25 protein-coding genes and 1 other RNA gene are annotated in these 26,517 nt (G+C 73.0%); 14 read left to right on the top strand and 12 right to left on the bottom strand.

What is annotated here, in order from left to right; all coding sequences use genetic code 11:
- Positions 1-64 precede the first annotated feature (64 nt).
- Both ACWEGE_RS35460 and ACWEGE_RS35455 read left to right on the top strand, forming a co-directional pair.
- On the top strand, positions 65-979 hold the full coding sequence (locus tag ACWEGE_RS35460) for an ATP-binding cassette domain-containing protein (RefSeq protein WP_449664843.1): 915 nt from the start codon (positions 65-67) through the stop codon (positions 977-979).
- Positions 976-1,761 carry an ABC transporter permease gene (locus ACWEGE_RS35455; protein WP_449664842.1) on the top strand — a complete coding sequence of 262 codons (786 nt, stop codon included), beginning with the start codon at positions 976-978 and terminating at the stop codon, positions 1,759-1,761. The genes ACWEGE_RS35460 and ACWEGE_RS35455 overlap by 4 nt, the downstream gene beginning before the upstream one ends.
- Positions 1,762-1,934: 173 nt before the next feature.
- On the opposite strand, the gene ACWEGE_RS35450 is transcribed toward ACWEGE_RS35455, so the two are convergent.
- Entirely contained in the window at positions 1,935-2,609 is a 675-nt protein-coding gene (locus ACWEGE_RS35450; RefSeq protein WP_449664841.1) for a response regulator, read from the bottom strand.
- The gene (locus tag ACWEGE_RS35445; RefSeq protein WP_449664840.1) at positions 2,606-4,174 is read right to left on the bottom strand and encodes a sensor histidine kinase; all 1,569 of its coding nucleotides are present in this window, start codon (positions 4,172-4,174) and stop codon (positions 2,606-2,608) included. Before ACWEGE_RS35445 ends, ACWEGE_RS35450 begins: the two co-directional genes overlap by 4 nt.
- A 169-nt stretch (positions 4,175-4,343) precedes the next feature.
- On the opposite strand from ACWEGE_RS35445, the gene ACWEGE_RS35440 reads away from it, so the two are divergent.
- Complete coding sequence (locus tag ACWEGE_RS35440; protein ID WP_003082038.1) at positions 4,344-4,553, top strand: hypothetical protein; 210 nt, start codon at positions 4,344-4,346, stop codon at positions 4,551-4,553.
- A complete protein-coding gene (locus ACWEGE_RS35435) occupies positions 4,550-5,338 on the top strand; it encodes a hypothetical protein (protein ID WP_449664839.1) in 789 nt (262 codons plus the stop codon). The genes ACWEGE_RS35440 and ACWEGE_RS35435 overlap by 4 nt, the downstream gene beginning before the upstream one ends.
- Here ACWEGE_RS35435 and ACWEGE_RS35430 read toward each other — a convergent pair.
- Entirely contained in the window at positions 5,311-5,532 is a 222-nt protein-coding gene (locus tag ACWEGE_RS35430; RefSeq protein ID WP_449664838.1) for a hypothetical protein, read from the bottom strand. The genes ACWEGE_RS35435 and ACWEGE_RS35430 overlap by 28 nt on opposite strands.
- 8 nt (positions 5,533-5,540) lie before the next feature.
- Positions 5,541-6,665 (bottom strand): anion permease, encoded by a 1,125-nt coding sequence (locus ACWEGE_RS35425; protein ID WP_449664837.1) that lies wholly within the window; start codon positions 6,663-6,665, stop codon positions 5,541-5,543.
- Between the two features lie 196 nt (positions 6,666-6,861).
- Here ACWEGE_RS35425 and ACWEGE_RS35420 point away from each other — a divergent pair, with 196 nt between their 5' ends.
- Both ACWEGE_RS35420 and ACWEGE_RS35415 read left to right on the top strand, forming a co-directional pair.
- Positions 6,862-8,280 carry a nitrilase-related carbon-nitrogen hydrolase gene (locus tag ACWEGE_RS35420; RefSeq protein WP_449664836.1) on the top strand — a complete coding sequence of 473 codons (1,419 nt, stop codon included), beginning with the start codon at positions 6,862-6,864 and terminating at the stop codon, positions 8,278-8,280.
- Between the two features lie 81 nt (positions 8,281-8,361).
- Positions 8,362-9,228 carry an esterase/lipase family protein gene (locus ACWEGE_RS35415; RefSeq protein WP_449664835.1) on the top strand — a complete coding sequence of 289 codons (867 nt, stop codon included), beginning with the start codon at positions 8,362-8,364 and terminating at the stop codon, positions 9,226-9,228.
- Here the strand turns inward: ACWEGE_RS35415 and ACWEGE_RS35410 are convergent.
- From ACWEGE_RS35410 to hutH, 6 genes are all read right to left on the bottom strand, one after another.
- The gene (locus tag ACWEGE_RS35410; protein WP_449664834.1) at positions 9,212-10,369 is read right to left on the bottom strand and encodes an FAD-dependent oxidoreductase; all 1,158 of its coding nucleotides are present in this window, start codon (positions 10,367-10,369) and stop codon (positions 9,212-9,214) included. The genes ACWEGE_RS35415 and ACWEGE_RS35410 overlap by 17 nt on opposite strands.
- Positions 10,370-10,476: 107 nt before the next feature.
- Positions 10,477-11,622, bottom strand: a complete 1,146-nt coding sequence (gene hutI, locus ACWEGE_RS35405) for an imidazolonepropionase (protein ID WP_449664833.1) — start codon at positions 11,620-11,622, stop codon at positions 10,477-10,479.
- Positions 11,610-12,842, bottom strand: coding sequence for a formimidoylglutamate deiminase (locus ACWEGE_RS35400; protein WP_449664832.1), 1,233 nt, complete (start codon positions 12,840-12,842; stop codon positions 11,610-11,612). Before ACWEGE_RS35400 ends, hutI begins: the two co-directional genes overlap by 13 nt.
- Before the next feature lie 125 nt (positions 12,843-12,967).
- Entirely contained in the window at positions 12,968-14,164 is a 1,197-nt protein-coding gene (locus ACWEGE_RS35395; RefSeq protein ID WP_449664831.1) for an allantoate amidohydrolase, read from the bottom strand.
- Entirely contained in the window at positions 14,161-15,810 is a 1,650-nt protein-coding gene (gene hutU, locus ACWEGE_RS35390; protein ID WP_449664922.1) for a urocanate hydratase, read from the bottom strand. Before hutU ends, ACWEGE_RS35395 begins: the two co-directional genes overlap by 4 nt.
- A gap of 5 nt (positions 15,811-15,815) precedes the next feature.
- Entirely contained in the window at positions 15,816-17,345 is a 1,530-nt protein-coding gene (hutH, locus tag ACWEGE_RS35385; protein ID WP_449664830.1) for a histidine ammonia-lyase, read from the bottom strand.
- A 108-nt stretch (positions 17,346-17,453) separates the two neighbouring features.
- Here hutH and ACWEGE_RS35380 point away from each other — a divergent pair, with 108 nt between their 5' ends.
- The 3 genes from ACWEGE_RS35380 to ACWEGE_RS35370 all read left to right on the top strand — a co-directional run bounded on the left by ACWEGE_RS35380 (position 17,454) and on the right by ACWEGE_RS35370 (position 20,952).
- On the top strand, positions 17,454-18,236 hold the full coding sequence (locus ACWEGE_RS35380; protein ID WP_449664829.1) for an IclR family transcriptional regulator: 783 nt from the start codon (positions 17,454-17,456) through the stop codon (positions 18,234-18,236).
- 120 nt (positions 18,237-18,356) lie between these two features.
- On the top strand, positions 18,357-19,574 hold the full coding sequence (locus ACWEGE_RS35375) for an MFS transporter (RefSeq protein WP_449664828.1): 1,218 nt from the start codon (positions 18,357-18,359) through the stop codon (positions 19,572-19,574).
- Between the two features lie 139 nt (positions 19,575-19,713).
- Positions 19,714-20,952, top strand: coding sequence for a diguanylate cyclase (locus ACWEGE_RS35370; RefSeq protein WP_449664827.1), 1,239 nt, complete (start codon positions 19,714-19,716; stop codon positions 20,950-20,952).
- Here the strand turns inward: ACWEGE_RS35370 and ACWEGE_RS35365 are convergent, their stop codons facing one another.
- Together ACWEGE_RS35365 and ssrA are read right to left on the bottom strand one after the other, a co-directional pair.
- Entirely contained in the window at positions 20,953-21,108 is a 156-nt protein-coding gene (locus tag ACWEGE_RS35365) for a hypothetical protein (protein ID WP_449664826.1), read from the bottom strand. It abuts the gene before it with no gap.
- 550 nt (positions 21,109-21,658) lie between these two features.
- Positions 21,659-22,026, bottom strand: a transfer-messenger RNA (tmRNA) gene (gene ssrA / locus ACWEGE_RS35360).
- Positions 22,027-22,187: 161 nt separating this feature from the next.
- On the opposite strand from ssrA, the gene ACWEGE_RS35355 reads away from it, so the two are divergent.
- From ACWEGE_RS35355 to ACWEGE_RS35335, 5 genes are all read left to right on the top strand, one after another.
- The gene (locus tag ACWEGE_RS35355) at positions 22,188-22,862 is read left to right on the top strand and encodes a sensor domain-containing protein (RefSeq protein ID WP_449664825.1); all 675 of its coding nucleotides are present in this window, start codon (positions 22,188-22,190) and stop codon (positions 22,860-22,862) included.
- Positions 22,859-23,992 carry a sensor histidine kinase gene (locus ACWEGE_RS35350; RefSeq protein WP_449664824.1) on the top strand — a complete coding sequence of 378 codons (1,134 nt, stop codon included), beginning with the start codon at positions 22,859-22,861 and terminating at the stop codon, positions 23,990-23,992. Before ACWEGE_RS35355 ends, ACWEGE_RS35350 begins: the two co-directional genes overlap by 4 nt.
- 39 nt (positions 23,993-24,031) lie before the next feature.
- The gene (locus ACWEGE_RS35345) at positions 24,032-24,673 is read left to right on the top strand and encodes a response regulator transcription factor (protein ID WP_176172800.1); all 642 of its coding nucleotides are present in this window, start codon (positions 24,032-24,034) and stop codon (positions 24,671-24,673) included.
- A 118-nt stretch (positions 24,674-24,791) separates the two neighbouring features.
- Positions 24,792-25,016, top strand: coding sequence for a hypothetical protein (locus ACWEGE_RS35340; protein ID WP_449664823.1), 225 nt, complete (start codon positions 24,792-24,794; stop codon positions 25,014-25,016).
- A gap of 94 nt (positions 25,017-25,110) precedes the next feature.
- Positions 25,111-26,421, top strand: coding sequence for an acyltransferase family protein (locus tag ACWEGE_RS35335; RefSeq protein WP_449664822.1), 1,311 nt, complete (start codon positions 25,111-25,113; stop codon positions 26,419-26,421).
- Positions 26,422-26,517 lie beyond the last annotated feature (96 nt).

Raw genomic sequence — 26,517 nt, 5'->3', positions numbered from 1 at the left:
TCGGGGGCGGCTCGCGACCGTCGTCCGATGCCCGCGCACCCACGCGGACCGCAGACTTCGAAGCATGATCACAATTCGGGGACTCACGAAGCGCTACGGGGAGAAAACCGTCGTCGACGCGCTCACCTGCGACGTCACTCCGGGCCAGGTGACCGGGTTCCTCGGCCCCAACGGCGCCGGGAAGTCGACGACCATGCGGATGGCCGTCGGGCTCGACCACCCACAGGCGGGCGAAGCCCTGGTCGGCGGGCGGCGCTACGCCGAGCTGCGGCACCCGCTGCGCGAGGTCGGCGCGCTGCTGGACGCCAAGGCCCTGCACCCGGGCCGCAGTGCGGGGAAGCACCTGCTGGCCATGGCCCGCAGCAACGGCATCGCGGCGAGCCGGGTCGAGGAAGTCCTGGCGACCGTCGGGCTGTCCGACGTCGCGGGCAAGCGGGCCGGCCGGTTCTCGCTCGGCATGGGCCAGCGGCTGGGCATCGCCGGCGCGCTGCTGGGCGACCCGGGGGTGCTGCTGTTCGACGAGCCGGTCAACGGCCTCGACCCGGACGGCGTCCGCTGGGTGCGCCGGCTGATGCGCTCGCTGGCGGCCGAGGGGCGCACGGTGTTCGTCTCGAGCCACCTGATGAGCGAGATGCAGCTGACGGCCGACCACCTCATCGTGCTCGGCAGGGGCAGGCTGCTGGCCGACGCCCCGCTGGCGGAGTTCATCGCGGGCCATTCCCGCACGACGGTCTCGATCCGCGTCCCGGCCGACGGCGAGCGTGCGGCACTGGACGAGCGGTTGCGCGCCGAGGGCGGGTTGACGCACCCGGGCGAACCGGGCGAGCTGCTGGTGAAGGGCATCGACGTCACGCGGGCGGGAGACCTGGTGCACGAGCTCGGGATCCGCGTGCACGGGCTGGCCGAGAGGACGGCGTCCCTCGAGCAGGCGTACCTGGAATTGACGGCTTCTTCGGTGGAGTACGAGGTGTCGGCATGACGGCCTCGGTGGTGCGCGGCGGCGGCCTGCCGGGCGCGGTGGCGGCGGAGTGGACGAAGTTCTGGTCGGTCCGGGCACCGTGGTGGTGCCTGGCGGGCGCGACGGCGCTGATGCTGGGCTACAGCGCACTGTCGGGAATCGCCCAGCGCTACCACGGAAACGACCCGCAGGCCGCGCCCACGATCGCCATCGGAGGTGGGTTCTACCTGGCCCAGTTCGCGCTGATCGCGCTGGCAACGCTGTCCGTGACAAGCGAGTACGCAGGCGGCGGCATCCGCTCGACGCTGCTGTGGACACCGGTCCGGTCCCGTCTCGTGCTGGCCAAGGCGGCGGTGCTCCTGCCGGTCCTGTTCACGGCGGGAGCGGCACTGGCCCTGGCCGGAACGGCACTGGCAGGAGCACTGAAGGCAGGCCACGGCCTGCCATCGACCTTCCCGGCGGTGGCCACGGCAACGGCGGGAATGGGCGGTTACTTCGCGCTGCTGGGTCTGTTGTGCACGGGCTTCGCCTGGGCACTGCGCAGCGCGGCGGGGACGTTGGTGTCGGTGATCGTGCTGCTGGTCCCGCTGCCGCTGATCGTGGCATCGCTGGGCCTGCCGGAGCTGGTGTCGTACTTTCCGGCGACAGCGGGCATCAACGCAATGGTCGAGCCGGGCCACCCGAACCCGGTGACGATGTCCCCGGCACCGTATGCACCGTGGGTGGGCTTGGCGATCTGCGCGGCTTGGGCCGCGACGGCCTTGCTGGCCGGCACGGCGGTGTTGCGCCGCCGAGACGCCTGACAGCCCCTCGAGATGCCGCACCGGCAAGACCGGCGTCGCCACCCAGACCTCCGCCCACTCCGGCAGGATTGATTTGCGCCGCCGCGAAACCTGACCCGGAACTCCCCACCTTCGAGCCTGGCCGAGCGGATCCGGATCGCCGGCCAAGGCGACGGCCCGCGTCGGCGCCGGCGTCACCGGGTGGACGCCGCCGCGTCTCCCCCGACCAGTCCCGCCTGGTACGCCGTGATCGCCGCCTGCACCCGGTTCTTCGCGCCGAGCCGGGTCAGGATGGTGCTCACGTGCGCCTTCACCGTGCCCTCGACGACGAACATCTTCGCCGCGATGTCCGCATTGGACAGTCCGGAACCCAGCAGGGTCAGCACTTCCCGCTCACGCGGGGTCAGCGCGGCGATCCGCTCGCGGGCCGCGGCGGCGCGGGTCAGCTGCCCGCCGGAGAGCCGGGCGATCACCCGCTGCGCCACCTTGGGCGAGAGGAACGCGGCGCCGCCGGCGACGGCGTGGATGCCGGACAGGAGCTCGCGCGGGTCACCCGACTTCAGCAGGAACCCGCTCGCGCCGAGGCCGAGCGCGCGCTCGATGTAGTCGTCCTCGCCGAACGTGGTCAGCATGATCACGCCGGTCGCGGGCAGCAGGCGGCGGATCTCGGCGGCCGCGCCGAGGCCGTCCAGCCCCGGCATCCGGATGTCCAGCAGCACGACGTCGGGGTGGGTGGCGAGGACCTGCGAGACAGCCGAACGGCCGTCGGCGGCTTCGGCGACGACCTCGATCCCGGGATCCGCGGCCAGGATCGCCGCCACCCCCGCCCGCATCATCGCTTCGTCGTCGGCCAGCACGATCCTGATCACGGTGTCCCCTCGGTGAATTCGTCCTTGGCGACCAGTTTTCCACCGGCGAAGCACAGCCGGTAGGCCGCGTAGCGGCTGTCGAGCCAGGGCCGCCCGGTGCCGTAGTACTCGCACGCGACGCCGGGCACCGCCGGCTTCGGCGGCTCGTCCCGCACCGGCCGGGCGATGCGCTCGCGCGCGGGCAGCTGCGGCACCACCTCGGCCCGCGGCTGCCCGATCCACAGCCGCTCGTAGCGCCCGGCGGGCAGCTCCGAGGAGTTCCACTGGTAGAGGAACGCGATCCCGGCGACCGCGAGGACCGCCGCGAACAGGGCCACCGGCACGGTGACGGCCTGGATCAGGCTGCGCCGCACGTCGCGCCGGGCCAGCTCGAGGGCCCGGGCGGACGTCGGCTCCGCCACTTCGTCGTCGACGTGCGCCGGCAGTTCGGCCGGCGCGGCGTCGTGCGGCAGCGTCGCGGTGACGGCGAACCCGCCGGCATCGGGACCGGCCCGCAGCGTGCCGCCGACCAGCCGGACGCGCTCGCGCAGCCCGATCAGCCCGACGCGCCCGGACGCGCCCCCGGGCAACGGCCCGGCGGGCGGCGGCGCGTTGACCACGCTGACGTCGGTCCGCGCACCGGTACCGGCCACCCGGACCACGACGGCGGCGCCCGGCGCGTGCTTCGCCACGTTCGTCAGTGCTTCCTGCACCACGCGGTAAGCGGCACGAGCCACCATCGGCGGCGCGCCCGCCATGTCCACTGTGGACTCGATGAGCAGCCCGGACGCCCGCGCCCTGGCGATCAGCTCGCCGAGGTCGCCCTGCACCGGTTCCACCGGCGCGGCGTCCTGGCGCAGCACGCCGATGATCTCGCGCAACCGCTCGGTCGCGGCCGCGGCGCTGGTCCGCAGCTGCGCGGCGGCGTCGCGCTGGGCGTCGTCGAGCCCGCCCGCGATCTCGAGCGCGGCGGCCCGGACGGCGATCAGGCTCAGCTCGTGCCCCAGCGAATCGTGCATGTCACTGGCGATCCGCGCCCGCTCGCGCAGCCGGGCCTGCTCGGCGACCAGCCGCTGCCTGCTCTCCATCTCCTCGGCCCGGCGCCAGCCGGTGCGGGCGAGCTCGCCGCGGACCCGGACGTGCCGGCCGAGCAACCACGGCGACAGCCCGGCGAAGACGAGGATCGCCACCATCGCGGCCCAGTCGCCGAGGCCGTCCGGCCCGACCAGCAGGGACAGCGGCAGGCCGGCGATCGTGACGGCGACGCCGATCAGCACGCCCGGCCGGGCCCGCTCCATCCGCAACCCGGCCTGGTAGCTCATCGCGACCAGGACGAAGACCACCCACACGGGCACGTGGTCGCCGAAGGGGAACGTCACCGCGAGCGCCCCGGCCAGCGCGATGCCCAGCGAGACGACCGGGTAGCGCCTCGCCGTGGCCACCGAACCCACGACCACGGCGAGCCCGCCGGCGACCTCCCACACCGACCGGGCGTTCACGGTGTCCGACACGACGCTGTACGCGAGGAACAGCGCGAGGAGCACGTCGAACACCACGCGCCACCTGCGCTTCGTCACCGTCCGCACGACACCGAAGCTACAAGGCGTGACCGCGGGACGACCACTGCCGAAAGTCAACCCTTCGCCACTGTGAGCACTGCTCTCGAAACCGAGCACCAGTCGCCGACACGGAGGGTGGGTGGCTCGATGCGCATATCCGCACGGCAGCGCCCGCCGTGTTGCATGATGATCCATCATGGCCGAGCGCACACTCGCCGACCAGTTGGGCGGCTACCTCCCCGAAGGCATCGAGGCCCTCGAAGAGCACGAGCGGCAGGACCTCGCCGACGCCCTGCGCGACGCGCGCAGGCGGCAGGCGAAAGCGCTCGCCGAAGCGGGCGAAGAAGGCCTCCGGTACGTCCCCGCGCTGCTGCGCGGCGCGGTCCGGAAGGCAGTCGGCCTGTGACACCGGAACAGCGGACACCGGAACAGCGGACACCGGAGAACCACGCGGCCGAGGCGGAGATCCTCAAGCTGGCCCGCGTCCTCGACGTCGAGCCCGCGCGGCTCGGCTACCTCGCCCGCGTCGACGCCGACGACCTGCAGGCCTTCCGCGAGCAGGTCACCGACACGCTGTTCGACGCCAACGCCGCCGCGCTGCAGCGGATGGCGCTGGCCGCGCGGGTCGTGCCGGTCGGCGTGCTCGCCAAGATCGCCGAGAAGGTGTTCGGCCCGCTGCTGTGCGCCCGGATCGCCGGACTCGTCGACGTCGGGCGCGGGGTCGACGTCGCCAAGCGGCTCAGCCCGCGGTTCCTCGCCGAGGTGGCCGCGGAGCTCGACCCGCGGCGGGCGAGCGCGATCATCAGCCGGATCCCGCTGGACACCGTCCTCGCCGTCGCCGTCGAGCTGGCGGGCAAGGAGGACTGGATCACCCTCGGCCGGTTCGTCGGGCACCTGCCCGATCTCACCGTGCGGCGGGCCCTGGAGCAGATCGACGACCCCGCCCTGCTGCGGATCGCGTTCGTGCTCGACGACAAGCGCCGCGTCGACCACGTCGTCGGCCTGCTCCCGGCCCACCGGCTCGGCCGGCTGGTGACCGCGGCGGGCGCCGACGAGGACCTCTGGACGCCGGCGCTCGACCTGCTGACCCACTTGGGCGAGGCGCGGCGCGCCACGCTGAAACCGATGCTCTCCGGCCTGCCCGAGGGCTTCCGCGACCGCGTTCAGGCGACGATCAAGGAGATCCCGTAGCCGACGATCGCCGCGCAAAGAGCGAAGCAGATGACCGCGCCGGCGAGCGGCGCGGAGCCGGAGCCACCCGCCGAACGGGCGGCGTCGCGGTGCGAGAGCCCGACGACCCCGAAGGAAAAGAGGCTGGTCAGCACGACGACCGCGCCCAGCGCGACGACGAAGACGAGACCGAGGGAACCCCAATCGATGTGCACGGCGCTCCTCAGGCGTTGGCCGGCTGGGCGGCCGGCTCGGACTCGGTGACGGAGTGGGCGTTGACCGGGTTCCGCTTGGACGCCAGGTAGATGCCCAGCGCGACGACGACCCCGACCAGCCCGACCAGCACGGTGCCCCAGGTCCCGAGCGTCGAGACCTCGGCGGCGACCGCGCCGACGATCGCGGCGGCGGGCAGCGTCAGCGCCCACGCCAGGACCATCCGGCCCGCGACGCCCCAGCGGACTTCGGCGAGCTTGCGGCCGAGCCCGGAGCCGATGATGCCGCCGGAGCAGACGTGCGTGGTGGAGAGCGCGAAGCCGAGGTGCGCCGAAGTGAGGATGACCGCCGCGGCGCTCGTCTCCGCGGCAAACCCCTGCGGCGTCTGGATTTCGGTGAGCTTCTTGCCCATGGTCCGGATGATCCGCCAGCCGCCGAGGTAGGTGCCGAGCGCGATCGCGGTGCCGGCGGTGAGGATCACCCACAGCGGCGGACCCGAGTTCGGGGCGAGCGAGCCGGACGCGATCAGCGTCAGCGTGATGACGCCCATGGTCTTCTGCGCGTCGTTCGTGCCGTGGGCGAGCGACACCAGTGACGCCGAGGCGATCTGGCCCGCCTTGAACGTGCGGCCCACCGTGTCCCGCTTCGCACGGGCGGTGATCCGGTAGACGAGGAAGGTGCCCAGCGTGGCGACGATCCCGGCCACGACCGGCGAGGCGAGCGCCGGGATCAGCACCTTTTCGACGACCTTCCCGAAGTGGACGGCGTCGGCGCCCGAGGCGATCCAGGTCGCCCCGATCAGGCCGCCGAACAGCGCGTGGGACGAGCTCGACGGCAGCCCGACCAGCCAGGTCACCAGGTTCCACACGATGGCGCCGACGAGCCCGGCGAAGATGATCACCGGGGTCACCTTCGCGTCGTCGACGATGCCGCCGGAAATCGTTTTGGCGACTTCGACCGAAAGGAACGCCCCGACGAGGTTCAGCACCGCCGAAACGGCGACGGCGACTCTCGGTTTGAGGGCCCCGGTGGCGATGGAGGTGGCCATCGCGTTGGCGGTGTCGTGGAAGCCGTTGGTGAAGTCGAAGGCCAGCGCGGCCACGACCACCACCAGCACGATCAGCGAGAAGTCCATGGGTGGCCCACTTTCGTTGCTGCTCGCCGGCAACGCTACTGATCGACGGGAGCCGCTCCGATCCCTGTCGTGTGACGGCTTACTGAACTCTCCGTGAACCGGGGTGGGGTAAACCCCACCGCGATCCTGGGGTGCAGCCCAGTGCGCCCGCGGACGACCGCGTGAAACCCTCGGAACCGGGCGAAAGGGGGCCGTGATGAACAAGCTGGGGTGGGCGGTCGTCGCGACGGTGACGTCGGCGGTGTTGTTCTTCTTCGGTACCGGCCTGGATCCGGTGCCCGAACTCGCCTGGGTGGCGCCGCTGCCGATCCTGCTGCTCGCGCCTCGCGTTCCCGGCGCCGCCGCGCTGGCCTGCGCGTTCGTCGCGTACGCCGCGGGCAGTTCGGGCAGCTGGAGCTACTTCTGGCATTCCCTGGCGGTCCCCCGCCCCGCCGCGGTCGCGATCCTCGCCGGCAGCGCGCTGTTGTTCGCCTCGGCCACGGGCCTGTTCCGGCTGCTCGTCCGCCGCGGGCACGGCGCACTGGCCGCGCTCGCCGCACCCGCGTTGTGGACCGTGGTGCTCTACGGCGTTTCGCTGCTCAACCCGACCGGCGTGCTGGACACCCTGATGACGACCCAGGCCGACCGGCCGTCCGTGCTGCGGCTCGCCGCGGTGACCGGCGGCTGGGGTGTCGAATTCCTCGTGCTGTTCGTCCCGGCCGCCGTCGCCGCCGCGCTCGCGCCGCGGGTCCGCGGCCTCGCGCGGGTGGCCGGGCTGGTCGTGACCGCCGCGGTGCCGGCCTGCCTCGTCGTCTGGACCACGCCGGCGCCGGCCGGGCCGTCGACGCGGGTGGCTCTGATCGCCATGGACAAGGGCCCGTGGGCGGCCGACGCCGGCACGTTCGAGGGCCGGACCACCCTCCAGGCCTATGTGAACGAGATCGAGCGGCTGCCGGGCGGTGTCCAGGCCGTCGTGCTCCCGGAAGCCGCTTTCGCGGTGGACCAGACCAGCCGGTCGCGGCTCGTCGGCACCTTGTCGGAGGTCGCCCGCTCGCGGAACCTCGACGTCGTCACCGGCGTGGTCGACACGACCCCGGACGGCCGGTTCAACGCCGCGCTCGCGATCCCCCCGTCCGGCGCGCCGGTGGAATACCACAAGTGGCACAACGGGGATTCGCCGAACATCACCTCCGGCACCCAGCTCGCTCAGTTCGCCGGGATCGGGCTGATGGTGTGCATGGACGTCAACTTCGCCGCCCCCAGCACCGATTACGGCAAGAACGGCACCGGCCTGGTCCTCATCCCGGCGTCCGACGAGGACGTCGACGGCTGGGCGCACAGCCGCACCGCGCTGATCCGGGGCGTCGAGAACGGCTTCTCGGTGGCGTGGAGCGCGGCCCGCGGGACCCCGATGCTGGCGGACGCGCAGGGGCACGTCCTGGCCGAGGCCCACACCGGCGGCAGCCCGTTCACGGTGGTCGTCGCCGACGTCCCGACCGGGCCGGGCAAGACGCCGTACGCCCGCTTCGGCGACTGGTTCGCCTGGCTCTGCGGCCTGCTCGCGCTGACCGGCCTGGTGGTCGCCGCCCGCACACCGTCGTTGTCACCCGTCACAACGAGCGCCGGTCAACTCTGAGCGTTTTCCCAGGTCGTCTCCAGCGGTATGTGACCGATCATGATCTGCGTCACGTACTGACGGGTAACTGGAGGCAACGGAATGCGGGTCACCAACGGCGGTGCCAAGCGAACCCTGGCCGTGCTCGCCGCGGCGCTCACCTTCGGCGCGGTCGCGCCGTCGGTCGCGGAAGCGGCCCCGGGCAGCGGCTGGAACGACTGGGGCTGCCGTCCCTCGGCCGCGCACCCGGAGCCCGTCGTGCTCGTGCACGGCCTCGGCGCGAACGACACCGTCAACTGGTTCTTCCACGCACCGAAGATCGCCGCCCAGGGCTACTGCGTCTTCTCCCTGACCTACGGCACGGGCGTCCTCGGCCCCGGTGTCGGCGGGCTGGCGTCCATGCGGGACAGCGCGGCGCAGCTCGGCCGGTTCGTCGACCGGGTCCGGTCCGCCACCGGAGCGGCGAAGGTCGACATCGTCGGCCACTCCGAGGGCAGCACGATGCCCGCGTACTACCTCAAGTTCGGCGGCGGCGCGGCCCGGGTCGCCCACTTCGTCGGCTTCGGCGCCAACTACCGCGGGACGACGCTCGGCGGCCTCGACGCGCTGGCCAAGGCCCTGCTGAACACCGTCCCCGGCCTCGGCGCGGTGCTCCGCACGGCGTGCGGCGCGTGCTCGGAATACCTGGCGCCCTCGGCGTTCCTGGACGACCTGGCCCGCGGCGGCGTGCACGTCGACGGCCCCACCTACACGAGCATCGTGAGCAAGTACGACGAAGTCGTGACGCCGTACACGAGCGGAATCCTCGGCGAGCCGGGCACGACGGACATCGTGCTGCAGGACTTCTGCCCCTCCGACGCCTCGGGGCACCTCGGCCAGGCGGTCGACCCGAACGTCACCGGGCTGGTCCTGCACGCTCTGGACCCGTCCTACGCGCCGGCGTGCACGCCGTTCACCTTGCCGCTGTGAGGGGGTTCTGCCCCAGGTACCGCTGCCCGTTCTCGGCGGATTCCCGCACCGCGGCGAACCCGTAGTCCACCATCGCGGCTTCGTACGCCCCGACGGCCGCCGGCAGCGGCGCCCCGGCCAGCGCGGACGCCAACGCCGCACCATCGCGCAACGCGGTGTTGGCGCCCGCGCCGGCGGCCGGGCTCATCGCGTGGGCCGCGTCGCCGACGAGCGTCACGCGCGAAGGCGCCCACGGCCCGATCGGCACGCTCGTCCGGATCGGCTGTGGGAAGGTCGCCGGGACGTCCCAATGCTCGACCATCGCGCGGGCCAGCGGGTGCCAGCCGCCGACCAGGCGGAGCGCCACCTCCTGCAGGCCGGCCGGCGCCATCGCGGCGAGCTCGGCCTCGGAGTGCCCGATGACCTCCCAGCGCGCGCCCACCGAGCAGGTCATGTACGGCCGGTCGTCGCGCAACCGCAGGTCTGGCACCAGCCGCGCGCACGCTTCGGCGACCGGTTCGGGGTAGTCGACCGGCGCGAACCCGGCCATCGTCCGGTCCGGCCCGATCATCATGGAGAACACCGCGAACATCTCCGGCTCGAACAACGCGCGCGTCTCTGTCGTCAGCGGGATCCGGCCGTAGAGGTGCACCACCCCGGCGTCGACGACCGGGGCGTGCGGGAGGTACTGCCGCCGCACCGGCGAGTTGATACCGTCGGCCCCGACGAGCAGGTCGCCGCGCGCGGAGGTCCCGTCGGCGAAGTACGCGGTCACGCCGTCCGCGTCGGTTTCGTAGCGGGTGAACCGCTTGCCGTAGGCCACTTCCTGGCCGTGCAGCAGGATCTGCCGCACGGTGAAGCGGTTGGTGTTGAGGTGCGTTCCCTCGTCTTCCAAGCGCGTGAGCAGCCGCAACCGGTGGTCGTAGACGTTCGTGTGCGGCAACGCCCGGCCGGCCGTGGCCCGGAAGAGCTCGTGCTGCCGCGGCGGCAGCACCTGGCGCAACGCGGTGTCCCCGACGCCGCTGATGTGCAGCCGGTAGCCCTGCTTGCGCGCACCGGCCGACTCGTCGCGTTCGTAGAGGCGGCAGGGGATTCCGGCGCGGCGCAGGCCGTGCGCGAGGCTCAGGCCACCCAGCCCGGCACCGATGATGATCACAGACACAGCTGTCCCTTCGTCACGGATGAGGAAGGGACGCACAGGTAAGCCTGCGTGAGCGGCCCGGACTAACCCATACCGGACTGTGTCTTCGCGCGTCCTCGCCTTCGACGTTAGCGCACGCGCTCCCCGGCGCGCCACACCGTGTTCGTCAGCGGTACTCCGGGCCGGTACGCCAGGTGCGTCACCGAAGGCGCGTCGAGCACGTGGACGTCCGCCCGCGCGCCGGGCCGCAGCACGCCGACGTCGTCGCGGCGCAACGCCTTCGCGCCGCCCGCCGTCGCGGCCCAGACGGCTTCCTCGATCGTCATGCGCATCTGGAGCACCGCCGTCGCGACGCAGAACGCCATCGACGTCGTGTACGAGCTGCCCGGGTTGGCGTTGCTGGCCAGCGCGACCGTTGCGCCCGCGTCGAGCAGCCGCCGCGCCGGGGCCAGGGCCTGACGCGTCGACAGGTCGCACGCGGGCAGCAGCGTCGCGACCGTGTCGGAGGCCGCCAGCGCCTCGACGTCGGCGTCCGAAAGGTACGTGCAGTGGTCGACGCTCGCCGCGCCGAGCTCCACCGCCAGCCGGACGCCGGGTCCCTCGCCGAGCTGGTTGCCGTGCACCCGCAGGCCGAGCCCGCGCCCGGCGGCGGCCTTCAGCACCCGCGCGGACTGGGCCTCGTCGAACGCCCCCGTCTCGCAGAACACGTCCGCCCAGCGCACGCTTTCCGCCACGGCGTCGAGCATCTCGCCGCAGACCAGGTCCACATAGGACTCTGCGTCGGCGCCGGGCGGCACCAGGTGCGCGCCCAGGAACGTGACCTCGTCGGCGACCTCCCCGGCGATCCGCGCGCTGCGGGCTTCGTCCGCGACCGTGAGCCCGTAACCCGTCTTCGTCTCCAGGCAGGTCGTCCCCTGCCGGGCCGCCTCGTCGACGTGGCGGCGCAGGTTCGCGGCCAGCTGCTCGTCGGTCGCCTCCCGCGTCGCCCCGACCGTGATCGCGATGCCCCCGGCCGTGTAGGGCTTCCCGGCCATCCGCGCCTCGAACTCGGCGGTGCGGTCACCGGCGAAGACGAGGTGCGTGTGGCTGTCGACCCAGCCGGGCAGCACCGCCCGGCCCTCGACGTCGACGCGCTCGTCGGCGTCCGGTGCGTTCGCCGCGGGGCCCACCCAGGCGACGTGCGAGCCGTCGAGGACCAGGGCCGCGTCCGGGAGACGGCCCAGCGCCGGGTCGTTGGTGGTGAGCTCGCCGATCCCCGTGATCAGGACTGCCACAGTGCCTCGATCTCCTTCGCCAGCTGGGTTTCCGGTCGGTCGACGAGCAGGTGCGTGCCGTCGCGCACGACCTCGCGGCCCGCGACGACGACGTGCCGGACATCGGCCGCGGACGCCGCGAACACGACGCCCGACGGCTCGATCCCGGCCGTCCGCACCGAATCCAGGGTCACGGTGACGAGGTCCGCGCCCGCCCCCTCGGCGAGCGCGCCGACCTCGTCCCACCCGATCGCCGCGTGGTCCGTGCCCGCTTCGAGGAGCTCCTCGGCGCCGAACCGGCCGCGTTCTTCGCTGGCCAGCCGGTCGTCCAGCTCCAGCGCCCGGGTTTCTTCGAAGGCGTCGACGACGGCGTTGCTGTCGCTGCCGATGCCCAGCCGCACGCCCGCGTCCCGCAGCGCGCGGGCCGGGCCGATGCCGTCGCCGAGGTCGCGTTCGGTGGTCGGGCAGAAGCACGCCCGCGAACCGCCGAGCCGGCCGATGTCCGACGCCGTCAGGTGCGTGGCGTGCACGGCGACCAGCCGCTCGGTCAGCACCCCGCGCTCGTCCAGCAGCTCGGTGGGGGTGCGGCCGTAGGCGGCCTGGCACTGCTCGTTTTCGGCCCGCTGCTCGGAAAGGTGGATGTGCACGACGCGCCTGCTGTCCACAAGCGACAGCTGATCGGCGGGGACCGCCCGCACCGAGTGGATGGCCGCGCCGACCCGGAACAGCTCGCCTTCTTCCAGTGCGGCGACCCGCGAAGCCCACGCCGACGCCGACCCGTCGGAGAAGCGCCGCTGCACCTCGTCCGGTTCGACGCCGATGCCCCCGGCGAGGTAGCAGGTGTCCAGGAGCGTCAGCCGGATCCCGGCGTCGGCCGCCGCCTGCCGCAGCGCCGCCCCCATCGCGTTCGGGTCGGCGTACGGCTTCCCGCCGGGCGCGTGGTGCAGGTAGTGGAACTCGCCCACGCTGGTGTACCCGCCGAGCACCATCTCGGCGTAGACCCCGCGGGCCAGCCGGTAGTAGGTGTCGGGGTCGAGCCGCGCGGCCAGTGCGTACATCCGCTCGCGCCAGGTCCAGAACGTGCCGCGCTCGTGGTGCGTCCGGCCCCGCAGCGCCCGGTGGAAGGCGTGCGAGTGCCCGTTCGCGAAGCCCGGCAGGGTGAGGCCGCCGAGGATCGTCCCTGTGCGCGGTGCGTCCGGCGTCACCCCGGTGATCCGGCCGCCGGCGACGTCGATCCGCACGCCGGCCGCGATTCCGGCCGGCAGCCAGGCCTGCTCGCACCAGAAAACTGTCGGTGCCGCGCGATACGCTGGAACCGGGGGGCGCCCCCGCGGGCCGGTGGTGGGGTCGGAGATCGGGTCGGGGGTCACTGCGCCAGCCGTTCCAGGGCTGTGGCCAGCGCCGCCGCGCCGGCTTCGACGTCGACGGCCTCGGCGAACTCCTCCGGCGAGTGGCTGATCCCGGTCGGGTTGCGCACGTAGAGCATCCCCGCCGGGACGAACCCGGCGAGGATCGCCGCGTCGTGCCCGGCCCCGGTGGGCAGTTCCGGCGGCGCGCCGAGCCAGCCGCCGAGGTCGCGCCGGAGCGCGTCGTCGAACACGACGTCGCCGGAGTAGGACTCGCGCGTCACCTCGACCCGGCACCCCTCCTCCGCCGCCGCTTCCGAAGCCGCCCGGCTGATTTCGGCGACCAGCCCCGGGGTGCCTTCGCCGGGCACCCGCGCGTCCAGCCACAGGTCCACAGTGGACGCGATCACGTTGGTCCCGCCGGGGGTGGGCACGAGCCGCCCGACGGTCGCCCGCGCGTCCGGTACCCGCGCGGCCAGCCGCCTTGCGGCCGTGACCGTCGCCGCGGCGGGCAGCATCGGGTCCGCGCGGTCGGCCAGCAGCGTCGCGCCGGCGTGGTTGCCCTGCCCCGCGAAGGAGAACCGCCACCGCCCGTGCGCGATCACGGTGCTGCCGACCGCCACCGGCGAGCCGAGGTCGACCAGCCCGCGGCCCTGCTCGACGTGCAGTTCGAGGAACTGCGCGATCCGGCCGAGCCGCTCGGTGTCCGGCCCGATCCGCTCCGGGTCGACGCCCGCCTTCGCGGCTGCCTCGGCGAACGTCACGCCGTCGGCGTCCCGCAGGCCGCGCGCCTTGTCGGCGTCGATCGTGCCGGTGAGCAGCCGCGAACCCAGGCAGGGAACGCCGAACCGGCCGCCCTCCTCCTCGGCGAACACCACGACGGCGAGCGGCCGGCGCGGCCGGACCCCCTTGGCTTGCAGGGCTTCGACCGCGGCCAGCGCGCTGACCACACCGAGCGGGCCGTCGAACGCGCCGCCGCCCGGCACCGAGTCGAGGTGGCTGCCGGTGACCACGGCGTTGCGGCCCGGCGGCCCCCACCACGCCCAGATGTTGCCGTTGCGGTCGGTCTCGACGTCCAGCCCGAGCCCCAGCGCGCGCTCGACGAACCACTCCCGCAGGTCGTGCTCGGGCCGGTCGAACGCGTGCCGCGAATAGCCGCCGCGCTTCGGGTCGCGCCCGATGTCGGCGATCTCGCCGAGGAGCCCCGAGGCGGTCACTCGCCCGCCATCGGCACGCGGACGCCGCGCTCGCCGGCGACCTCGGCCGCGCGGTCGTACCCGGCGTCGACGTGCCGGATGACCCCCATGCCCGGGTCGTTGGTGAGCACCCGCTCCAGCTTCTGCGCGGCCAGCGGCGTCCCGTCGGCGACGCTGACCTGGCCCGCGTGGATGGACCGGCCCATGCCGACACCGCCGCCGTGGTGGATCGACACCCAGCTGGCCCCCGACGAGGTGTTGACCAGCGCGTTCAGCAGCGGCCAGTCCGCGATCGCGTCGGAGCCGTCGGCCATGCCCTCGGTCTCGCGGTACGGCGAAGCGACGCTGCCGGAGTCGAGGTGGTCGCGGCCGATGACGACCGGCGCCTTCAGCTCGCCGCTGGCCACCATCTCGTTGAACCGCAGGCCGGCGAGGTGACGCTCGCCGTAGCCGAGCCAGCAGATCCGGGCGGGCAGGCCCTGGAACGCCACGCGCTCCCCGGCGAGGCGGATCCAGCGGGCGAGGGATTCGTTCTCCGGGAACAGTTCCAGCATCGCGCGGTCGGTGGCCGCGATGTCCTCGGGGTCACCCGACAGGGCGGCCCAGCGGAACGGGCCGTTGCCCTCGCAGAACAGCGGGCGGATGTAGGCGGGCACGAAGCCGGGGAAGTCGAACGCGCGCTCGCAGCCGCCGAGCTTGGCCTCGCCGCGCAGCGAGTTGCCGTAGTCGAAGACCTCGGCGCCGCGGTCGAGGAAGCCGAGCATGGCGTCGACGTGGTCGGCCATCGACTCGCGCGAGCGGTCGGTGAACTCGTCGGGCTTCTTGGCCGCGTAGTCGTGCCAGTCGTCGACGCTGACCCCCTTGGGCAGGTACGAAAGCGGGTCGTGCGCGGACGTCTGGTCGGTGACGATGTCGACCTCGACGTTGCGGCGCAACAGCTCCGGCAGCACTTCGGCGGCGTTGCCGACGACGCCGACCGAGAGCGGCCGCTTCTCCTGCTTGGCCTTGGTGACGCGGGCGATGGCGTCGTCGAGGTCGTCGGCGACCTCGTCCAGGTAACGGGTTTCGACGCGGCGGTGCGCGCGCTGCGGGTCGCACTCGATGACCAGCGCGACACCGTCGTTCATGGTCACGGCCAGTGGCTGCGCACCGCCCATGCCGCCGAGGCCGGCGGTGACGGTCAAAGTCCCGCGAAGCGAGCCGCCGAACTTCTTCTTCGCGACGGCGGCGAACGTCTCGTAGGTGCCCTGGAGGATGCCCTGGGTGCCGATGTAGATCCACGAGCCCGCGGTCATCTGGCCGTACATCGTCAGGCCCTGCTGCTCCAGCCTGCGGAACTCCGGCCAGGTCGCCCAGTCGCCGACCAGGTTCGAGTTCGCGATGAGCACGCGCGGCGCCCACTCGTGCGTGCGGAACACGCCGACCGGCTTGCCCGACTGCACCAGCAGCGTCTCGTCGATGTCCAAAGTGGTCAGTTCGCGGGTGATGGCGTCGAAGCTGGCCCAGTTGCGGGCGGCCTTGCCGGTACCGCCGTAGACGACCAGGTCCTCCGGCCGCTCGGCGACGTCGGGGTCGAGGTTGTTGTGGAACATCCGCAGCGCGGCTTCGGTCTGCCACGACTTGGCGGTGAGCTGGGTGCCGCGGGCGGCACGGACGACGCGGGACACGTTGTTCATCGGACCTCCAGACGGGCGGCGTCGAGGACGGCGCCGGAGCGGACGAGTTCTTCGGCGGCCGCGATCTCGGGCGCCAGGTGGCGGTCCGGACCGGGGCCGTTCACCTTGGTGCGCAACAGGTCCCGGACGCGGCCGGTGACCGGCGACGGCTCGAGCGGCGCCCGGAAGTCCAGCGCCCGGGCCGCCGTCAGCAGCTCGATGGCCAGGACGGTGGTCAGTCCGTCGACGGCCTTGCGCAGCTTCCGCGCGGCCGACCAGCCCATCGAGACGTGGTCCTCCTGCATGGCGCTGCTCGGGATGGAGTCGACCGACGCCGGTACGGCGAGCCGCTTGAGCTCGCTGACCACGGCGGCCTGGGTGTACTGGGCGATCATGTGGCCGGAGTCGACGCCGGGGTCGTCGGCGAGGAACGGCGGCAGGCCGTGCGACCGCGCCTTGTCCAGCATCCGGTCGGTGCGCCGCTCGGCGATGCTGGCGACGTCGGCGATCGGGATGGCCAGGAAGTCCAGCACGTAGGCGACGGGCGCGCCGTGGAAGTTCCCGTTGGACTCCACCCGGCCGTCGGCGAGAACGACTGGGTTGTCCACAGCGGACATCAGCTCGCGTTCGCCGACGAGCTCGGCGTGGGCGAGGCTGTCGCGCGCGGCGCCGTGGACCTGCGGGGCGCAGCGCAGCGAGTAGGCGTCCTGGACGCGGTTGCAGTCCGGGCCGCGGTGGCTTTCGACGATCTGCGAGCCCTGCAGCGCCTGCCACATCCGGCCCGCGGACGTGGCCTGCCCGGGGTGGGGGCGCAGGGCCTGGAGGTCGGCGGCGAACGCGCGGTCGGTGCCGAGCAGGGCCTCGACGCTCATCGCGGCGGTGAGGTCCGCGATGTCGAAGAGCCGGTGCAGGTCGGCGGCGGCGAGCAGGAGCATGCCGAGCATGCCGTCGGTGCCGTTGGTGAGCGCGAGGCCTTCCTTCTCGGCGAGGACGACCGGCTCGATCCCGGCGTGCTTCAGCGCTTCCGCCGCGGGCTTCAGCTGGCCCGCGTGGATCACTTCGCCTTCGCCCATGAGCGCGAGCGCGACGGCGGCCAGCGGCGCGAGGTCACCGGAGCAACCGAGCGAGCCGTATTCGTGGACGATCGGCGTGATGTCGGCGTTGAGCAGGGCCGCAAGCGTTTGCGCAGTGCCCGGCCGGACGCCGGTGTAGCCGCTGGCGAGGGTGCGCAGCCGCAGCAGCATCAGCGCGCGGACGACCTCGGGCTCGACGGCGGGCCCGGCGCCGGCGGCGTGCGAGCGGATCAGGCTGCGCTGCAGCGCGGTCCGGCTCTCGACCGGGATGTGCCGGGTGGCGAGCGCACCGAAGCCGGTCGAGACGCCGTAGGTGGGCGTGACGGCGTGCGCGAGGTTCTCGATGTGCTGGCGGGTCGCGGCGAGGTTCTTCTCGGCGGCGTCCGTGAGCCCGACGGGCGCGTACCCGCGGACGACGTCGACGACCTGGGCGGCGGTCAGGGGCTCCGGGCCCAGGAGCACTTTTTCCGGCATGGGCCCATTGGACATCGTCCTTCCCGCTGGTGGGATGCCTCAACGGGTGGTTCTGTCTGGGATCCCAGACGCTGGGGCTACCCTGGCCGCAAGCGGACGGGAGGTGCGGTGGGTGACAGCAGTGAGGTGCCGGCGCTGCGCCGCGGCCTGGCGGTGCTGAGCCTGCTGGCGACCCGCCCCGGCCCGGTCACCGCGGCGGCCATCGCCCGGGAGGCGGGGCTCCCCCGCTCGACCACCTACCACCTGCTCAACGAGCTCGAAGCGGCCGGTTTCGTCGTGCACCTGCCCGCCGAGCGCCGCTACGGCCTGGGCATCGCCGCCTTCGAGCTGGGCTCGGCCTACCTGCGCCACGACCCGCTCGAGCGCCTGGCCGGGCCGTTGCTGCGCAAGCTCGTCGACCGCGTCGGGCACACCGCCCACCTCGGCGTCCTGCACGGCAACGAGTCGCTGTACCTGATCAAGGAACGCCCGGCCCGGCCCGAGACGCTGGTGACGGAGGTCGGCGTCCGGCTGCCGGGCCAGCTGACCGCGTCCGGCCGGGCGATCCTGCGACACCTGCCCTCCGCCCACGTCCGGGCCCTGTTCCCGGCGCCGTCGGCGTTCGTGCTCCGCACCGGCCGCGGCCCGCGCACGCTGGCCGAGCTGCGCCGCACCCTCACCGCGGAACGCCGGCTCGGCTGGTCGGTCGAGGACGGCCACGTCACCGCCGGCTTCGCGTCGGTGGCCTGCCCGGTCTTCGACCACGGCGCCCGCCCGCTGGCCGCGATCAGCGTCACCCTGCGCCACCACTGCGCGGCGGAACCGTGCGCGGAGACGTGGCCGGACCTCGCGGCGGAGGTGGCGGCGACGGCGGCCGAGCTGACCACCCGCATCGGCGGCCACCCGGCCTGACGGCCGTCGCGGGCCGTCCGGGCGCCGGCGCTGCTGCGAACGGGGCAACTGTCACCGAACGGCTCGATTCCACTCCGGTGGGTGATTACCTTGACTGAACAGCGGTTTCGAGGGGCACCGATGGACGACGCACGCGTGAAGAAGGCCGGTTTCGGCGCGGTGCTCGCCGTCGCCGAATTCCGGGCGATGTGGACCGCCGAGCTGCTGTCGATCTGCGGTGACCAGCTCGCCAGGGTCGCGCTCGCCGTCCTCGTCTTCCAGCGCACGTCGTCGGCCGCCCTGACCGGCCTCACCTACGCCCTGACGTACGTCCCCTCCCTGCTCGGCGGCATCCTGCTGGCCGGTGCGGGCGACCGGTGGCCGCGGCGGGACGTGATGGTCGCGGCCGACCTGGCGCGGGCCGCGCTGGTGGCGGTCATCGCGGTCCCCGGCGTCCCGCTGTGGGTGCTGTGCGTGCTGGTCGCGGTGATGACGACGCTGGGCGGGCCGTTCAAGGCGGCCCAGCAGGCACTGCTGCCGACGGTCCTGGACGGCGAGCGGTACCTCGTCGGGATGGCCCTGCGGAACGTGACGATGCAGGGCGCGCAGCTGGCCGGGTTCGCCGGCGGCGGGGCGCTGATCGCCGCGTTCACCCCGTCGGCGGCGCTGGCCCTGGACGCGGCGACCTTCCTGCTTTCGGCGGTGTTCCTGGTCACCGGCGTCCGGCGGCGGGCGGCGGTCGCACAGGCGGTGCGGCCCGCGTGGCTGTCGACGACCGGCGCCGGCATCCGGCTGATCTGGCGCGACCCGGCGCTGCGGACGCTGGTCGCGCTCAACTGGCTGGCCGGGTTCTACGTCGTCCCGGAGGCGCTGGCCGCGCCGTACGCGGCGGGGATCGGCGCGGGCGCCACGCTGGTCGGGCTGCTGATGGCGGCGGACCCCGCGGGCAGCGTGCTCGGCGGCGTCGTGTTCGGGAAGTGGATCCCGGAGCCCGTGCAGGTCCGCGTGCTGGGCTGGCTGGGGATCGCGGCGGGGCTGCCGCTGGTGGTGTTCGTCTTCCGGCCGGGCCTGGTGGCTTCAGTGGCGCTGCTCGCCGTGTCCGGGCTGCTGGCGACGGGCTACAACATCCAGGGCACGGTCTCGTTCATGCGGCGGGTGCCCGACGCGCACCGCGCGCAGGCCGCCGGGGTGAACTCGGCGGGCCTGATCACCGTGCAGGGCGTCGGTGCGGCCGCGGCGGGCGGGCTGGCCGACGCGCTGGGCCCGGCGCACACCATCGCCGTGGCCGGGGCGGCGGGTGCCGCGCTGGCCGTGCCGATCGCGAGGGCGTGGCGCCGGGTCGGGGTGGAGGAGCGATGACCTCAGTTGTCGCGTCCGCACATGGTGCGCCTCCCTTCGCGACCTCGGGCCGCACCGGTTCCGTCACCGGCCGGACACCATGAGTATGCGGACCGGGGGCGGGTTTCCGCGCTCCGGGCCGCGTTTTCGTGACGTCCTCGTGGCACCGCGACGCTGGGTGCTGTGGCGCCAGGGCCCGCGGGTGGTCGCCTACTGCCTGGTGAGCGAGGCGGTGGCGGTGGTGCTGACGCTGCGGCCGTCCCCGGTCGAGGTGGACCGCCGGACCGCGGCGATCCTGGTGGTGCTGCTGGTCCTCGGGGTGCTGCAGTCGGAGACGGGACGGCGCGTGGAGCGGATCCGCCGTCGCGTGTCGGGGACACCGCACATCAACATGACGTCGGTCTGGACGTTCGCCGGCGTGCTCCTGCTGCCGCCGCTCCTGCTGGCCGTCCTGGTCGGCGGGCTGTACGCGCACCTGGCGGTCCGCAGCTGGTACCGCCTGCAGCGGGTCCCGGCCTCCCGGACGGTCAGCAACGCGGCGATCATCGTGCTCTCCTGCTACGCGGCCCAGTCGGTGCTGCGGGTTTCGGGCTTCCCCGACGTCCGCTCGGCGATGGCGCACAGCTGGGCGGGGACGGCGGCGATCGCGGCCGCGGGCGTGACGTTCTTCGTGGTGAACGCCCTCTTGGTGCTCCCGGCGCGCCGCGAAGTCGGCCGGACGCCGGAGGCGCTGTTCGGCACGTGGGCGGACAACGGCCTCGAGGCGGCGACGCTGTGCCTGGGTGCGTTGAACGCGGTGGCGCTGGCGACGTTGCCGGGTCTGGTGGTGCTGGTGTTCCCGCCGTTGCTGCTGCTGCACCGGACGGTGCTGGTGAAGCAGCTGGAGGTGGCGGCCCACCGCGACGAGAAGACGGGGTTGTACAACACGAGCGGCTGGCACGCGCTGGCCGAGCGGACCCTGGCGGCCACCGCCCGCCAGCGCGGCACGTTCGGGCTGTTGATGCTGGATCTGGACCACTTCAAGCAGGTGAACGACACCTACGGCCACCTCGCCGGCGACGCGGTCCTGAAGGCGGTGGCCCAGTCGATCATTTCGGCGGTCCGCGGCCGGGGGGACGCGGTGGGCCGCTTCGGGGGCGAGGAGTTCGTGGTGCTGCTGCCCGGGATCACCCAGCCGGACATCGGCGCGGTGGCGGAGCGCATCCGCCGGGCGGTCAGCGCGCTGAAGGTCCCGGCGGGCCAGTTGTCGATCGCCGGCCTGACGGTCTCGATCGGCATCGCGGTGTACCCGTCGGCGGGTACGTCACTGCAGCGCCTGCTGGACGCCGCGGACACGGCGCTGTACCACGCGAAGGCAACGGGCCGGAACAAGGTGGTCCACGTGGCGGACCTGGTGTGATCAGGCGGTCCGGTGCCGCATCCCGGCGTCGAGCCCGAGCATGGCGAGCAGTTCGGCGCACTCCCGCGAGTCGGAGGAGTGCCCGGCCACGGTGATCACGGCCCGATCGTTCTGCTCGGCGAGCCGAACGGCCTCTTCGGCTCGGATAACCCCCATCCGGCTGTCCTCGTCGTGGGCAAGAGAGCTGCCGCTTTGCCGGGCCCAGGTCATCTGGCCACCTACTTCCGGCCCCACGGGTGCGGGGCCATGGTCGGGCCCCCAGCATGACACTCACGCAAATTTCACCCACAAGTGGCCCCCACCACAGCCCCAAAACACCCACGGTGGTTCCCCGCCCGACCCAAAGACTCTGCCGGAGAAAGCGAGGGCCCTCGGCACGTTCGTGCAGGCAACGCTGCGAAGCTCGGTTGTCCCGCCACCCCGATGCCCCGATTGTGACGACGGCCGGTGGTACCGCGTCAAGGCGGGAAAGCGTGCCTTGACCCGGCACCACCGGCCGTGTCGGGGCTTCGGATCGGGGTTGCGGGGAGGTCTGGGCGGACGCCGGTTGCGTGCCGGGTCACGCCGGTGAGGTTCACACTTGCCGGACCCCTCCGGGGGTCCAGGGGGCGGAGCCCCCTGGCGGGGGTTTGGGGGTTCGACCCCCAAGGAACACAACGAAGTGAGCCCTGTTTGCGCCTTCCGCAAACAGGGCTCACCTACGAACGAGTGGAGGTGCCGGGAATTGAACCCGGGTCCTCTGGCGTCTCGACAGGGCTTCTCCGTGCGCAGTCCGCTACGTCTCTGCTTGGCTCCCTCAGTCACGCGAACAAGCTGAGGTGACGAGCCCAGCCACTGTTTGCTTCACGACTGTTCCCCGTGGCCGGGACAGCCGCTGAGCCTCCTAGCTGATGCCGGTACCCGGGCCGGAGGCGAACCCGGGCCGACAGAGACGCACTCGCTCAGGCGGCGAGGGCGTACTCGCGCTGACTGGAGTCGGCGCTTATTGGTTTGCGATGACGCTTACGGTGGTCTCTCGCCTGCACCGGCACGCTTCCCCTGACTCAACGTCCAAAGTCGAAACCGTTCACCCCCTTGTCGGGATCACAACCTGCTCATCATAACGCCCGGCGCCACCGCTTTAGTCCGGGTGGGGTGGGGCCAGCCCTACCGCCGGGATGCCCGCTCACACCATGTCGCCGCGCGGGCCGGACCGCGAAGCTGATCAGGCGTCGTGGGATGAAGGGAGCGCGGTCATGGTGAGCGAGAGGCGGGATCCGCCGTTCGGTGGTTCGGTGGTGTTCCTGCTGATGAACCTGCCGTTGGGAGTGCTGGCGTTCGGGTTCCTGACGGCTTTCGTCTCGGCCGGCGCGGGGACCGCCGTGGTCTGGGTCGGGGTGGGGCTGCTCGCTCTGGTCGTGCTCGGGGTGCGGGGGGCCGCGCGGCTGGAGCGGGCGCGGGTCTACGCGCTGCTGGACCGCTACATCGACCTGCCCTACCTGCCGTTGCCCGCCGGCAAGCAGGCCGCGCGGTGGAAGGGGCGGTTGAAGGACCCCTCGACCTGGCGGGACCTGGCCTACTTCGCGCTGCTGTTCCCGGTGGGCCTGGTCGAGTTCGTGCTCGTGACGACGTTCTGGGCGACCAGCCTGGCGCTCGCCGGCCTGCCCGTCTACTTCCGGTGGCTGCCGGGTGGCGAGTACCGATTCCCGGCCTGGGACGTGCCGTGGCTGACCGTGGACTCCACGGTGGAGGCGCTACCGTGGGCAGCGCTCGGGGTGTTGTTCGTCGCGTTGTCGGTGGCGCTGACCAAGGCGCTGGCGGGCACGCACGCCCGGCTGGCGAACGCGCTGCTGGGGCCGACGGTGGCGCAGCGCCGCCGGATGGAGCGCTGGTGGGAAGACGTGGAAGAGAAGAACCTGGTGGCGGGATGAGCGAGGCGCAACAGCCGGAACACCCGCGGCCGCACCCGGCTCGCACGATCGTCTACATGATCGTCAGCTTCGTCTTCCGGCTCCTGCAGTTCGTGTTGATCGTGGTCGGCATCGCGGTGGGTGTCTCGACGGCGGTGATCTGGGTCGGGTTCCCGATCCTGCTGGCGACGACGAGCTTCGTGCGCTGGTCCGGCGACCGCGAACGGAGCTGGCTGGGGACGATGCTGCGGGTGCCGTTGCCCCCGGTGCAGCGGCGGCCGTACGAAGAGGGCCAGCCGCTGCTGCGGCGGTGGATGGTCCGGCTGAGCGACGCGACGACGTGGCGTGACCTGGCGTACCTGATGGCCGCCTTCCCGCTGGCGTGCGCGGAGCTCGCGATCGCGCTGGCGTCGATCGTGCTGCTCCCGATGGCGATCTGGGTGACGCCGTGGCTGGGCTGGCTGCACGGTGAGCTGGCGCTGGCGCTGCTGGGGCCGGACCGCACGAAGCGGCTGGAGCAGAAGGCCGAGCGGCTGCAGGCTTCGCGGGCCCGCGGGGTCGACGCGGCCGAGGCCGAACGCCGCCGCATCGAGCGTGACCTGCACGACGGCGCGCAGCAGCGGCTGGTGGCCGTCGCGATGAGCCTGGGGCGCGCGAAGTCGAAGTTCGACCAGGACCCGCAGGCGGTGCGGGACCTGATCGACGAGGCGCACACGGACGCGAAGCTCGCGGTGTCGGAGCTGCGGGACCTGGCGCGCGGCATCTACCCGGCCGTGCTCGGGGACCGGGGGCTGGACGCGGCGTTGTCGGCGCAGGCGGCGAAGTCGCCGATCCCGGTGGACGTGTCGGTGGCCGTCGAGCCGCGTCCGCCGGCCGCGGTGGAGACGACGGCGTACTTCATCGTCGGCGAGACGCTGACGAACATCGCGAAGCACTCCGGAGCGACCGAAGCCGGCGTGAAGGTGTGGCGGACCGACGACCACGTCGTCGTCGAGATCACCGACAACGGTCACGGCGGCGCGGAAGTGCGTCCCGGCGGCGGGCTGGCCGGCCTGGCCGACCGCGCCGCGACGATCGACGGCGTGATCACCGTGGTCAGCCCCGTCGGCGGGCCGACCGTGATCCGGGCTGACCTCCCCTGCCAATGGTGAATAAGCTGGCTCCCGTTCATCCACGAGCTTGGGGGCCGGATGCGGGTAGTCATCGCCGAGGACGCCGTGCTGCTGCGGGCCGGGGTGACCCGCCTGCTCGCCGACGAGGGCATCGAGACGGCCGCGGCCGTCGACAACGGGGACGACCTCCTCGGCGCCGTCAAGGAACACCGTCCTGACCTGGCGATCGTCGACGTCCGGATGCCGCCGACGTTCACCGACGAGGGCCTGCGGGCGGCGCTGGCGGCGCGCAAGGAGGTTCCCGGGCTGCCGGTGCTGGTGCTATCGCAGTACGTCGAGGAGTCGTACGCGGTGGAGCTGCTCTCGGGCGGCGCCGGCGGGGTGGGCTACCTGCTGAAGGAGCGCGTCGCCGACGTCGCGGACTTCCTGGACGCGGTCCGCCGCGTCGCGGGCGGCGGCACGGCGATCGACCCGGACGTGATCGCCCAGCTGATGGCCCGCGGCCGCCGCAACCCCCTGGACGCGCTGACGGCCCGCGAGTCCGAGGTCCTCGGCCTGATGGCGCAGGGCCTGTCGAACACCGCGATCGCGAACTCGCTGGTCGTTTCGCACGGCGCGGTCGAAAAGCACATCGGCAACATCTTCTCGAAGCTCGGGCTCGAAGCCAGCGCGGAGGAACACCGCCGCGTCCGTGCGGTGTTGACGTACCTGGGCCGGTGATCGACGGAGGGTGACCGGAACTGCCGTAGGGTCGACAAGGGGTCACCCGTTCCGCGGGCGGCACCCGGGTGATCGCTCACCTACGATGAGCGGACCCGTCGGCGAGAGGAGCGCGCAGATGTCCGACGACACCCGCTGCGTCCGCTTCTTCGGCGGCCCGCTCGACGGCCGCGTCCAGGAGCTCGGGGACGCCGAGCCCATCCCCGGCACCGTGATCCGGCACATCCACCTGCACGGTGGCCCGAAGATCGAGACCCGCTACGAACTCGGCCTCACCGAGCACGGCTGGGAGTACCGCCTCGCCGCCGCGCAGCACGAACCCGAGCCGGACGGCCTGAGGTAGGGGAAACCCCCGGGTCGGGCGGGGGTGAACAGGACCCCGAACAGGCCGGTCAGCACCGCTGTCTTCCCCGGTCGAACCGGCCAGGCTGAACAGCATGCACACGAGCCGGGACAGGTTCCTCGACGTCGTCCGGGCGGGGGCCATCCTCGCCGTCATCGCCCAGCACTGGATCATGCCGGTGCTCTCCTACTCCGACGGGCACCTCGCCACCGGCAACGCACTGGCCACGCCGGGCTGGTGGGTCGTCACCTGGCTCAGCCAGGTCATGCCCCTCGTCTTCTTCGCCGGCGGTGCGGCCAACCTGATCTCCTTCCGCCGCGCGGCCTCCACGCGGCTGTGGCTCGCCGGGCGCATCAAGCGCCTGATGGCGCCGGTGCTGCCGCTGCTGGCGGTCTGGCTGATCGTGCCGGACTTCCTGCGCGGCCTCGGCGTCCCGCCGCAGCCGCTGCAGGTCGGCAGCGCGATCGCCGCGCAGCTGCTGTGGTTCCTCGCGGTGTACGTGCTCGTCGTGCTGCTCACGCCGCTCATGGTGGCCGCGCACCGGCGCTGGGGCCTGAAGGTGCCGCTCGTCATGGGGGCGGCGGGCATCCTCGTCGACGTCGCGCGCTTCAACGACTTCGGCTACCTCGGTTACGCCAACGCGATCTTCGTCTGGGTCGCCGTGCACCAGCTCGGCTTCCACTACGTCGAAGGCCGCCTCGGCGAGCTGACCCGCCGCGGCGCGCTGGCGTTGTCCGCGGCCGGGTTCGGCGTCACCGCGGCGATGGTCGCGTTCGGACCGTACCCGGCCAGCATGATCGGCATGCCGGGCGCGCCGGTGTCGAACATGAGCCCGCCGACCGTGCTGCTCGCCTTCCTCGCCGTCGGCCAGATCGGCCTGCTGCTCGCCTTCCGCCCGCAGCTCAACGCCCTCGCGGCGCGTCCCGGTGTCGGCAACGCCCTCGGCTGGCTGGGCGCCCGGTTCATGAGCGTCTACCTCTGGCACATGCCGGCGCTGGTCGTGGTCGCGGGCGTGACGGTGTACGGCCTCGGCTACCGGACCCCGGCGCCGGGCACGGTCTTCTGGCTGATCATGGCGCCGGCGTGGTTCGCGGCGTGCGGGACGGTGCTGCTCGGCCTGCTGCGGCTGTTCGCGCACTTCGAACTGCAGCGCGACACCGGCGCGCTCACCGCCCGGACGCCGCAGCTGGTCGCGGCCGGGCTGATGGCCTCGGGCGGCCTGCTCGGCCTGGCGGCGCACGGGTTCGCCCCGCTCTCGGACGGCATCGCCCGCGGCCCGGTCCCGTGGGTGCTGCTGGCCACGGCCGGGTTCCTCCTGGCGGGCAAGCAGATCCCGGTGACCGACCTGCTCGGCCGCGCGGTCACCGTGACCGAGCGCGCCACGCCGCCCGGCCTCAAGCGCTGACCCCTCGTGAGTGGTGAGGCGGGTTGGATCCGCCACCCCCCCCACACCCCACCCCCCGGCGTGGGTGGTGCGAGTCCCGCGGGGGCCGGTCACGCC

It is taken from the genome of Amycolatopsis sp. NPDC004747, assembly GCF_053601335.1.
Note: the sequence above shows the minus strand (reverse complement) of the source record. Positions and strands in the feature narration are given on the sequence as shown.